The sequence below is a fragment of the Streptococcus sp. HMSC061E03 genome (assembly GCF_001813505.1).
GTDB lineage: Bacteria > Bacillota > Bacilli > Lactobacillales > Streptococcaceae > Streptococcus.
The window spans coordinates 32,788-43,942 of record NZ_KV812785.1; the positions used below are offsets into that span (position 1 = coordinate 32,788).

Annotated in this window: 9 protein-coding genes; all 9 read left to right on the top strand. The window is 43.6% G+C overall.

The genetic code is table 11. The features are described from left to right. Nucleotides 1-19: 19 nt before the first annotated feature. The 9 genes from rpoC to comGB all read left to right on the top strand — a co-directional run bounded on the left by rpoC (nt 20) and on the right by comGB (nt 11,110). Nucleotides 20-3,673 (top strand): DNA-directed RNA polymerase subunit beta', encoded by a 3,654-nt coding sequence (gene rpoC / locus HMPREF2917_RS06635; protein ID WP_049513843.1) that lies wholly within the window; start codon nt 20-22, stop codon nt 3,671-3,673. A 322-nt stretch (nt 3,674-3,995) separates the two neighbouring features. Beyond that, on the top strand, nt 3,996-5,150 hold the full coding sequence (gene wecB, locus HMPREF2917_RS06640) for a non-hydrolyzing UDP-N-acetylglucosamine 2-epimerase (protein ID WP_070589767.1): 1,155 nt from the start codon (nt 3,996-3,998) through the stop codon (nt 5,148-5,150). After that, nucleotides 5,151-5,939, top strand: a complete 789-nt coding sequence (locus tag HMPREF2917_RS06645; RefSeq protein WP_003009746.1) for an MMPL family transporter — start codon at nt 5,151-5,153, stop codon at nt 5,937-5,939. Between the two features lie 9 nt (nt 5,940-5,948). Beyond that, entirely contained in the window at nt 5,949-6,089 is a 141-nt protein-coding gene (locus HMPREF2917_RS11525; RefSeq protein ID WP_003004308.1) for a hypothetical protein, read from the top strand. Further along, nucleotides 6,082-7,392 carry a glycosyltransferase family 2 protein gene (locus HMPREF2917_RS06650; protein ID WP_070589769.1) on the top strand — a complete coding sequence of 437 codons (1,311 nt, stop codon included), beginning with the start codon at nt 6,082-6,084 and terminating at the stop codon, nt 7,390-7,392. Before HMPREF2917_RS11525 ends, HMPREF2917_RS06650 begins: the two co-directional genes overlap by 8 nt. Nucleotides 7,393-7,400: 8 nt before the next feature. Next, nucleotides 7,401-8,504 carry a family 8 glycosyl hydrolase gene (locus HMPREF2917_RS06655; RefSeq protein WP_070589771.1) on the top strand — a complete coding sequence of 368 codons (1,104 nt, stop codon included), beginning with the start codon at nt 7,401-7,403 and terminating at the stop codon, nt 8,502-8,504. A 223-nt stretch (nt 8,505-8,727) separates the two neighbouring features. Then, nucleotides 8,728-9,117, top strand: a complete 390-nt coding sequence (locus HMPREF2917_RS06660) for a DUF1033 family protein (protein WP_031572596.1) — start codon at nt 8,728-8,730, stop codon at nt 9,115-9,117. An 87-nt stretch (nt 9,118-9,204) separates the two neighbouring features. Further along, nucleotides 9,205-10,146, top strand: a complete 942-nt coding sequence (comGA, locus tag HMPREF2917_RS06665; protein ID WP_070589773.1) for a competence type IV pilus ATPase ComGA — start codon at nt 9,205-9,207, stop codon at nt 10,144-10,146. Then, nucleotides 10,079-11,110 carry a competence type IV pilus assembly protein ComGB gene (gene comGB, locus HMPREF2917_RS06670; protein WP_176745955.1) on the top strand — a complete coding sequence of 344 codons (1,032 nt, stop codon included), beginning with the start codon at nt 10,079-10,081 and terminating at the stop codon, nt 11,108-11,110. The genes comGA and comGB overlap by 68 nt, the downstream gene beginning before the upstream one ends. Nucleotides 11,111-11,155: the final 45 nt, after the last annotated feature.

The following is an 11,155-nucleotide window of genomic DNA, read 5'->3' on the forward strand; positions in this document are numbered from 1 at the left end:
CAAGGAAAGGTAAGAAATAGTGGTTGATGTAAATCGTTTTAAAAGTATGCAAATCACCCTAGCTTCTCCAAGCAAGGTCCGTTCATGGTCTTATGGAGAGGTCAAGAAACCTGAAACAATCAACTACCGTACATTGAAACCAGAACGCGAAGGTCTCTTTGATGAAGTCATCTTTGGACCTACAAAAGACTGGGAATGTGCGTGTGGGAAATACAAACGAATCCGTTACAAAGGGATCGTTTGTGACCGCTGTGGGGTTGAAGTAACACGTGCGAAAGTTCGTCGTGAACGCATGGGGCATATCGAGTTGAAAGCACCTGTATCACACATCTGGTACTTCAAAGGAATCCCTTCTCGTATGGGATTGACCTTGGATATGAGTCCTCGTGCCCTTGAAGAAGTCATCTACTTCGCAGCTTATGTGGTGATCGATCCAAAAGATACTCCACTTGAGCACAAATCCATCATGACGGAACGTGAATACCGTGAACGCTTGCGTGAATACGGACCAGGTTCCTTTGTAGCTAAGATGGGGGCAGAAGCCATCCAAGACCTCTTGAAACAAGTGGATTTGGAAGCTGAAATTGCTCTCTTGAAAGAAGAATTGAAGACTGCAACTGGTCAAAAACGTGTGAAGGCTGTGCGTCGTTTGGATGTCTTGGACGCCTTCTACAAATCTGGCAACAAGCCAGAATGGATGGTCCTCAACATCCTTCCCGTTATTCCACCAGATCTTCGTCCGATGGTCCAATTGGATGGTGGCCGTTTTGCTGCCTCTGACTTGAATGACCTTTATCGCCGGGTAATTAACCGGAACAACCGTTTGGCTCGTTTGTTAGAATTGAATGCCCCTGGTATCATCGTGCAAAACGAAAAACGGATGCTCCAAGAAGCGGTTGACGCTTTGATCGACAACGGTCGTCGTGGTCGTCCAATCACAGGACCAGGTAGCCGTCCACTGAAATCATTGAGCCACATGCTCAAAGGGAAACAAGGACGCTTCCGTCAAAACTTGCTCGGTAAACGGGTGGACTTCTCAGGACGTTCCGTTATCGCCGTTGGTCCAACTCTGAAAATGTACCAATGTGGTGTGCCACGTGAAATGGCCATCGAGCTCTTCAAACCATTTGTCATGCGTGAAATCGTTGCACGCGATATCGTACAAAATGTTAAAGCTGCAAAACGCTTGGTCGAACGCGGAGATGAACGTATCTGGGATATCTTGGAAGAAGTGATCAAAGAACACCCAGTTCTCTTGAACCGCGCACCGACCCTTCACCGTTTGGGGATCCAAGCCTTTGAACCTGTCTTGATTGACGGGAAAGCCCTCCGCTTGCACCCCCTTGTCTGTGAAGCCTACAATGCCGACTTCGATGGAGACCAAATGGCCATCCACGTACCGCTTTCAGAAGAAGCTCAAGCAGAAGCTCGTATCTTGATGTTGGCTGCTGAGCACATCTTGAATCCAAAAGACGGTAAACCAGTTGTTACGCCATCTCAGGATATGGTATTGGGGAACTACTACCTCACGATGGAAGAAGCTGGTCGTGAAGGTGAAGGAATGGTCTTTAAAGACCGTGATGAAGCCGTGATGGCCCTTCGCAATGGCTATGTTCACTTGCATACACGTGTCGGAATTGCGACGGATAGCTTGAACAAACCTTGGACAGAAGCACAACAACACAAGATTCTCTTGACAACTGTTGGTAAGATTCTCTTTAACGATATCATGCCTGCAGAGCTTCCATACCTTCAAGAGCCTAATAATGCCAACTTGACAGAAGGTGTTCCAGCTAAGTATTTCTTGGAGCCTGGTCAAGATGTCAAATCAGCGATTGAGAAATTGGAATTAAACGTTCCATTCAAGAAGAAAAATCTTGGAAATATCATCGCAGAAATCTTCAAACGTTTCCGTACAACTGAAACGTCTGCTTTCTTGGACCGTTTGAAAGACTTAGGTTACCATCATTCAACCCTTGCTGGTTTGACAGTGGGGATTGCCGATATTCCGGTCGTTGAAGACAAGGCAGAAATCATTGAAGAATCTCACAAACGTGTGGAACAAATCACCAAACAATTCCGTCGTGGTTTGATCACAGATGATGAACGCTACAATGCCGTTACAGCTGAATGGCGTGCAGCCCGTGAGAAGTTGGAAAAACGCTTGGTGGATAACCAAGATCCGAAGAACCCAATCGTTATGATGATGGACTCTGGAGCCCGTGGTAACATCTCAAACTTCTCGCAGCTTGCCGGTATGCGTGGTTTGATGGCCGCTCCAAACGGACGGATCATGGAATTGCCAATCCTTTCAAACTTCCGCGAAGGTTTGTCAGTACTCGAAATGTTCTTCTCAACTCACGGTGCCCGTAAAGGGATGACCGATACGGCCCTTAAGACAGCCGACTCAGGTTACTTGACTCGTCGTTTGGTTGACGTGGCCCAAGACGTCATTATCCGTGAAGATGACTGTGGAACAGACCGTGGACTTGTGATCCGTGCCATTACTGATGGTAAGGAAATGATCGAGCCACTCGAAGAACGCTTGACAGGTCGTTATACCAAGAAATCTGTTAAACATCCTGAAACAGGTGAAGTCATCGTTGGTCCAGATACCTTGATTTCAGAAGACCTAGCACGTGAAATTGTTAATGCTGGTGTGGAAGAAGTCACTATCCGCTCTGTCTTTACATGTAACACCCGCCATGGTGTCTGCCGTCACTGTTATGGTATCAACTTGGCGACTGGTGATGCGGTTGAAGTGGGTGAAGCAGTCGGAACCATCGCTGCCCAATCTATCGGGGAACCTGGTACACAGTTGACCATGCGTACCTTCCACACGGGTGGGGTTGCCTCAAATACCGATATCACTCAAGGTCTTCCTCGTGTCCAAGAAATCTTTGAAGCCCGCAATCCAAAAGGGGAAGCGGTCATCACTGAGGTCAAAGGGGAAGTCACAGCGATCGAAGAAGATGCTTCTACACGGACCAAGAAAGTCTTTGTTAGCGGAGCAACTGGTGAAGGTGAATACGTTGTCCCTTACACTGCCCGCATGAAAGTCGAAGTAGGAGATCAAGTCTCTCGTGGTGCGGCTCTGACAGAAGGGTCTATCCAACCAAAACGTCTCCTTGCCGTTCGTGATGTCTTGTCGGTTGAAACTTACCTTCTTGCAGAAGTACAAAAAGTATACCGTAGCCAAGGGGTAGAAATCGGCGACAAACACATCGAGGTAATGGTTCGTCAAATGATCCGTAAAGTACGTGTCATGGATCCAGGAGATACAGACCTTCTCATGGGTACGCTTATGGACATTACAGACTTTACAGATGCTAATAAGGATGTCCTTATCTCTGGTGGAGTTCCTGCGACTGCTCGTCCAGTCCTTATGGGAATCACCAAAGCCTCTCTTGAAACCAACAGTTTCTTGTCAGCTGCTTCCTTCCAAGAAACCACTCGTGTTCTTACTGACGCAGCGATCCGTGGTAAGAAAGACCATCTCCTTGGACTGAAGGAAAATGTTATCATTGGTAAGATTATTCCTGCAGGTACAGGGATGGCTCGTTACCGTAACTTGGAACCACAAGCGATTAATGAAGTTGAAATCATCGAAGAAGTGCCAGTAACAGATGGAACAGTCGATGAAGTTCAAACAGCTGAAGTCGTAGAAGAATAAGAAAATTAGTCGGAACTACATGTTCCGGCTTTTTTTGAAAAAATTATAAAAATTTATTATTTGAAAAATAATTGTATAATTATTGAATTATTTTTTTACCAAAAATATTAGCCCGGTAGAAGTCGTGCTGTAAATACTTACAATTAGTGATTATATGGATATGTATTCTAAACACCAAAATAATAAAATGACTAACTATTAGTAATTTCTTTATAAAACCCAAAAATCGGTTTGACATTTAAAGTCATTGGCGGTAGAATGAAAAAAGATGTACACAAATTAAAAAAATGTCGAATTACATGTATGTCGACGGGGGAAGTTTATGGAAAAATTGAAAATTATGGTTGTGTTTGGGACGCGACCGGAGGCCATTAAAATGGCCCCATTGGTGTTGGAGTTGCAAAAACAAAAGGAGGTTATTGAGACCATCACAGTGGTTACTGCCCAGCATCGTCAAATGCTGGACCAGGTCTTAGAAACCTTTAACATCGTACCTGATTACGATTTGGATATTATGGGGAAAAGCCAGACCTTATTGGACATTACTTCTAAAATCCTGAATCAATTAGATCCAGTTATCAAAAAAGAAAAGCCGGATATGGTGCTCGTCCATGGAGATACAACAACCACCTTTGCGGCGAGTCTGGTTGCCTTTTACAATCAAGTCCGCATTGGTCACGTCGAAGCTGGTTTGAGAACCTTTGATAAATATTCTCCATATCCAGAAGAGATGAACCGTCAAATGACGGATGATTTAGCGGATCTGTATTTTGCACCGACAGGCGAAAGTAAGGCCAATCTCTTAAAAGAAAATCATCCGGAATCCTCTATTGTGGTGACAGGAAATACTGCCATTGATGCACTGAAACTCACGGTTCAAGAGGACTATCATCACGAAGTGTTAGATCAATTAGATCCAGTTAAAAAAGTCATCCTGGTGACCATGCATCGAAGAGAAAATCAAGGCCAACCCATGCGAGCGGTCTTTGGAGCTCTGAGAGAAATGGTGGATCAAGAACCGACTATTGAAGTGGTTTACCCAGTGCATCTTAGTCCAGCGGTCCAAGAGGCGGCAAACGATCTATTAGGAGATCATGATCGGATCCACCTCATTGAGCCTCTAGATGTGCTGGATTTCCACAACTTAGCTTCTAGAAGTTACTTTATCATGTCGGATTCAGGTGGGGTGCAAGAGGAGGCACCATCATTAGGAAAACCGGTATTGGTATTGCGTGATACAACGGAACGCCCAGAAGGGGTCAAAGCAGGGACTTTGAAATTAGTTGGAACGGATCCTGCCGTCGTCAAAACGACGATGACAGAGCTCTTAACCAACGAAAGCCTGTATCTTCAAATGGCAAATGCCCGAAATCCTTATGGGGATGGAAGAGCTTCTGAGCGAATCGTACAAGCCATTAAACATTACTTTGGCCAGGGAGAGGCTGCCGAAGAATTTCATGAGGGAGAGAAAGAATAAATGAAAAAAACGGAAAAGTTAAGTAGATGGTTGCTGATTTTGATTGTTTTCGAAGTACTTCTTTTACTTTACTGCTTGTTTTTTGCAAGAGAGATTCTGATTGAGGAAGGATTGTTCTTTGTTTTAGGATTATTTTCTGCTATTGTCTTATCGGATTTATTGTTGACATGGACCATCCTGTTGTCATTTGCCCTTGGGATTGTCTTTTTAGTGGCGGGTGTCGTCTATATCCCATTTCATCAAGCCTTGCTCTTGCTCTTTAGTTTTCCGATCCTGATTGGAATCTTGACCCGAATTCGCTATCACCTCTTTAAAGAGATTGCAAAAGTGAAGGATCAAGAGCCAGAAGCTTACGCAGATTACCGCAACCGCATCGCTTCTTATGGCGGACAAACCAATGATACGATTCAGGCCTTACTCATTCACTGGTCGCACGAGGAATTGTTCTTCCAATTGCAACCGAGAGAGTACAATCGGACCTTGAACCAAATCAACTATTTGTTAACGCATCATCTGAAGCCAAATGAAAGCTTGTATTATGTATCAGATGGTAATTTCTTGATCTTATCTTCTGATAGCGAGCGGGATCTGAAGAGCGATTATATGACGGTCTTAAAACCACAGTTGGAAAGTTTGGTGTTCCAAGGAGAAGATGGGGTTCAGGGCATCCAATTTCAGTCAGGATTTCTTGTAGTGGATCAATCCAATCGAACCAAATACCATCGCTATAAAGAAATGATTCGTTACTTAAAACGTCAACTTGAAACAGATATTATTGTGGAATATTAGGAGGAAAACATGTCTCTTACAAATATATTTTTTAATATAGCTGTAGGCATTAGTGTATTTTTTGCCTTGTGCTTTATTGTATTATTTGTAGCTTATACGGTGATTTACCGCCGTGTCAATAAAAACTTTAAGGCGGTGGACCATGATTAGTCAAATTGTGATGATTATTGCCTTGATTTCGATTTGGCTGTCCTTAGCCTGGGGCTTAGTAATCCTCTTTTCAGCCGTTCATTTTTGGTTTAAACACAGTGATTTTCGTATCAATACGGATCCGCTTCCTTATTATCCAAAAGTGACGATCGTCGTACCTGCCCATAATGAGGATGTGGTTATTGCACAGACAGCCAAAGCGATCCTTGATTTGAACTACCCACATGATCGTGTAGAATTACTACTGTTTGCGGATAATTGTTCCGATCGCACTTATGAAGAGTGTTTGGCAGTTAAAGCATTGCCAGAGTATGCAGGACGTGATTTGACCATTATCAATCGCAGTGGGACAGGTGGGAAAGCCGGTGTGTTAAATGACGCTTTGGCCATGGCGACCGGAGACTATATCTGCGTCTATGATGCAGATGCCATGCCTGAAAAGAATGCTCTTTATTTCCTTGTCAAAGAAGTGCTCAAAGATCCAGAGCGTCATGTGGCTTCTTTTGGTCGCAATAAAACGCGGAATGCCGGTCAAAACTTCTTGACCCGCTGTATCAACCAAGAAATTGTCGTTACCCAACGGGTTCATCATGTGGGCATGTGGCATCTCTTTAAGATTGGACGGATTCCAGGAACTAACTTCATTATTCAAACCGAATTTGTCAAGAGTATTGGAGGATGGAAAAACGGTGCCTTGACTGAGGATACGGATATTTCCTTCAAGATTATGCAAAGTGGGAAGTTGATTGCGCTAGCCTATAATTCAGAAGCCTTTCAACAAGAGCCAGAAACTCTGAAGAGTTACTATATGCAACGGAAACGTTGGGCCAAAGGGAATTATGAAGTGGTTCTTTCCAACTTCAAGCATTTATTTGGTAAGGGAAATTGGCGCGTGAAGTTAGAAGTGACCAACTATTCCTGTGTCTTCTTCTGGTTTAACGCAGCCATCGTCTTATCGGACTTGATCTTTTTTGCCAATATTCTGGCCATGTGTATCCATACAGTGGTGCCAGGTGTGCAAATTCCATTTGCCTTTGATTCAGAAAATATCTATATTGCGCAATTGATGTTGTTCAATTGGGTCTTGATGATTGGACTTTATCTGCTTCAGATTAATGTGGCTCTTGCCTCACAATTTGGTCAAGCCACTACCAAGCAAATTTGGTTGGCCTTGGCTGCCTATTTCACCTATTCTCAACTGTTTATCATTGTGTCGATTGATGCCATCTCTTCGATTGTGATGGATAAACTATTGCACCGGAAAGAAACCAAATGGGTTAAAACAAAACGATTCGCAGGATAGGAGAGATTATGAATACGAAAAAGATGAGATATGTATGGTTTCTAGTCATCCTTTGCATTTTCTGTTTGACCTTGTTTTTAGCGAGAACGAGAAGTAAAGTGGAGATGCGAAATCGAATTTATCATCAGTGGAATGAGCATTTTGTTGTTTCAAAAGGGAAAGAATCCTATGTTCGAACCACCAATGATAGCAATCAAACAGTAGTGTTATCCGAGGCGCAAAGTTATGGAATGCTCATTACTGTTGCAGCTGCCGAAAAAGGACAAGCCCAACAAGCAGACTTTGACCGACTCTATCACTATTATCTAAATCATCGCTTAGAAGGTACCCAATTGATGTCTTGGAAACAAACCATCAGCAATGGAAAAGCAAAGGATGAGGATCATAACGCCACAGATGGGGATCTCTACATCGCCTATGCTCTTCTAAAAGCTGCTCAGCAATGGCCAAAGCAAGCCAAAGACTACCAGGCTCAAGCCAAAGCGATTTTAGAAGATATTCTCGCACACAACTACAATGAAGAAACTGGTGTGTTAACGGTGGGGAATTGGGCCAATCAGGACTCGGAGTTTTATCATTTGATGCGGACGTCTGATACACTGCCAGCGCAATTCCAGATCTTTTATGAAGTGACAAAAGATTCGAAGTGGTTGGATATCAAAGAAAAGATGTTGCAGCAACTCCAAACGATCAGTTCCCAAACCAAAACAGGTTTACTACCTGATTTCATCTGGGTAGATGAGCAAGGAACGCGCGTAGCGGATCCCAAGACGATTGAATCCAAGTATGATGGTGCCTACTCGTATAATGCTTGTCGCCTTCCATACAACCTTGTTCAAAGTAAGGACAAAACCAGTCAACAATTGGTGAAAAAGATGCTTAACTTTTTCAAGAGTCAACGAAACCTGTATGCAGGTTATGACTTGAAAGGGAAGGCCTTGAACAATCATCAGGCAGCAAGCTTTTTGGCACCGATTGTCTATGCCTCTGAACATGAAAAAGGCTATTTGAAGTTGGTGCAACAGAACAAGTATATCTTTACACAAGATCTACCTCTGAACAACTATTACGATGCAACCATGACAACCATGATTGCACTTGAATTGTTCTAAATACTTGAGAAGAGAGAGTTCCCCAGGATGGTCTGTCCATTTTGTTGGGACTCTCTTCTTTTGATTCTCGAAAAAAGGAACCAATAGCAATTAGGCAGTCTATTTTTGAAAAATAATTGTGAAAATCACCTGAAAACTACCTGAAAAATCATGCTCTGAGCAGAAAACTTTTATTCTCAAAGGATTTTCTATATAATAGAGGATACAAAGGATGGAAGAGTTTATGTATCGAGTGATTGAAATGTACGGGGACTGTGAACCCTGGTGGTTTTTAGAAGGTTGGGAAGAAGATATCGTGAGTAGTCGGAAGTTTGAAGACTATTACCAGGCTTTGAAATACTACAAGCAGAAGTGGTTGGAGTTAAATGAGCACTTTCCAAGTTATAAGAGTCGGAGTGACCTCATGACGATCTTTTGGGATACCAAGGAGCAAGAGTGGTGTGAGGACTGCAGTGAAGATGTGCAGTTTTTCCATTCGATTGTCCTCCTAGAAGACGAGCATAAGATCCCTAAAAGCAAGCTCCGCCCAGGCTACGAAAAGGAAAGAGGCAGTCGCAAACACCGTTCTTGTCAATATACACTCGATTCAAAAAAGGGGACGACCCTGTCATAAGAGAAATGCGGAAGATTTTTTAGAGCGATCTAGAAAGTCTTCTTTTTTTGTCTTCTTTTTCGAATAGTATAAGTGAGAGGAGGAACTATGGTTCAAGAAATTGCAAAAAAATTGATCCGCATGGGAAAAAAGGAAGAAGCTCAGGATCTTTACTTCATTCCTCGGAAGGAGGAGTACCAGGTTTTTATGAGGGTGGGAGATGAGAGGCGCTTTGTGCAATCCTTCCCTTTTGAGGACATGACGGCTATTATCAGCCACTTTAAGTTCGTGGCAGGGATGAATGTGGGAGAAAAAAGGCGCAGCCAGCTAGGGTCGTGTGATTACCCATTAGAGGATGGAGTGGTTTCGATTCGCTTGTCGACGGTGGGGGATTATCGTGGTTATGAAAGCTTGGTCATTCGGCTCTTGCATGATGAGGAACGTGAATTGCGGTTTTGGTTTGATCAGTTGCCGGACTTGAAGAAGAAATTGACTGGTCGTGGCCTCTATCTCTTTGCAGGTCCTGTTGGTTCGGGAAAGACCACTCTCATGCATGCGTTGGCGCAAGAGCGCTTTGCGGACCAGCAAGTCATGTCTATTGAAGACCCTGTCGAGATCAAGCAGGACAATATGCTTCAACTTCAGCTGAATGACCAGATCGGCATGACCTATGACAACCTGATCAAACTCTCCTTACGCCATCGGCCGGACCTTCTCATTATTGGAGAGATCCGAGATAGGGAAACAGCTCGTGCGGTCGTACGAGCTAGTTTGACAGGAGTCACCGTCTTCTCTACTATTCATGCGAAAAGCGTTCGAGGTGTTTATGAGAGGCTCTTAGAACTTGGAGTGAGTGAGGAAGAGCTCAAGATTGTTTTACAGGGTATTTGCTACCAACGATTAATTGCAGGAGGAGGTGTGGTCGATTTTGCGACGGAAAACTACCAAGAGCACTCAGCCAGCCGCTGGAACCAACAAATGGATCTCTTGGCTCAATCGGGATATATCCAGCTGGCTCAGGCGCAAGCCGAAAAAATTATCTACAGCTAAACAAAAGCAAATCATTGAATTGTTTTTGAATCTTTATTCAAGTGGTTTTCATCTAGCTGAGATTGTCGATTTTCTGGATCGCTCTCACCTAGTGGAGAGTCGGTTGGTCTCCCAGATGCGAGAGGACCTCTCTCGGGGGCGGAGTTTTTCAGAGATGATGGCAGGGATCGGTTTTTCAGATGCGGTCACGACGCAACTGTCTCTCGCTGAGCTCCATGGCAATCTTGCATTGAGCTTGGAGAAAATCAGTGCTTATTTAGAAAACATGCGCAAGGTCAAGAAAAAGCTGATTGAGGTGAGCACTTATCCTCTTATCTTACTTGGGTTTTTAGTTTTGATTATGCTAGGCCTGCGTAATTATTTGCTCCCTCAAATGGATGCTCAAAATATTGGGACACAATTGATCAGTTCCTTCCCCCAACTCTTTTTGGCCTTAGGAGCGGGACTGGTGACCTTCTTCTTACTCGGCTTTCTCTATTATCGGAAGTCGGGCAAGATCAAGGTTTTTAGAACCTTGTCTCATCTGCCTTTCGGGAAAGGCATGATTCAAGCTTATTTGACAGCCTATTATGCCAGAGAATGGGGCAATCTGATTGGGCAAGGATTGGAATTGTCTCAGATTTTTTCCATGATGCAGGAGCAAAAATCCCAGCTTTTTCAAGAAATTGGGAGGGACTTAGCTCTTTCTTTAGATCGTGGCCAGTCCTTTTCAGAAACGGTCAGGGGGTATCCTTTTTTCAAAAAAGAATTGCCCCTTATGATTGAATATGGTGAAGTCAAATCAAAGCTCGGAAGTGAGCTAGAGATCTACGCTGAAAAAACATGGGAAGATTTCTTTCGTCGGGTTCACAAGGCCATGAATGTGATACAACCCTTGGTGTTTGTCTTTGTGGCTCTTGTGATTGTCTTACTCTATGCAGCCATGTTGCTGCCGATTTATCAAAATATGGAGGTTCATTTATGAAAACATTAAAAACCTATAAGGTTAAGGCTTTTACACTTATTGAAA

Bases quoted from the DNA above. Each gene is read 5' to 3' on its own strand.
- comGA (WP_070589773.1), top strand. From the start codon at position 9,205: ATGGTTCAAGAAATTGCAAAAAAATTGATCCGCATGGGAAAAAAGGAA.
- wecB (WP_070589767.1), top strand. From the start codon at position 3,996: ATGGAAAAATTGAAAATTATGGTTGTGTTTGGGACGCGACCGGAGGCC.
- HMPREF2917_RS11525 (WP_003004308.1), top strand. From the start codon at position 5,949: ATGTCTCTTACAAATATATTTTTTAATATAGCTGTAGGCATTAGTGTA.
- HMPREF2917_RS06650 (WP_070589769.1), top strand. From the start codon at position 6,082: ATGATTAGTCAAATTGTGATGATTATTGCCTTGATTTCGATTTGGCTG.
- HMPREF2917_RS06655 (WP_070589771.1), top strand. From the start codon at position 7,401: ATGAATACGAAAAAGATGAGATATGTATGGTTTCTAGTCATCCTTTGC.
- HMPREF2917_RS06645 (WP_003009746.1), top strand. From the start codon at position 5,151: ATGAAAAAAACGGAAAAGTTAAGTAGATGGTTGCTGATTTTGATTGTT.
- HMPREF2917_RS06660 (WP_031572596.1), top strand. From the start codon at position 8,728: ATGTATCGAGTGATTGAAATGTACGGGGACTGTGAACCCTGGTGGTTT.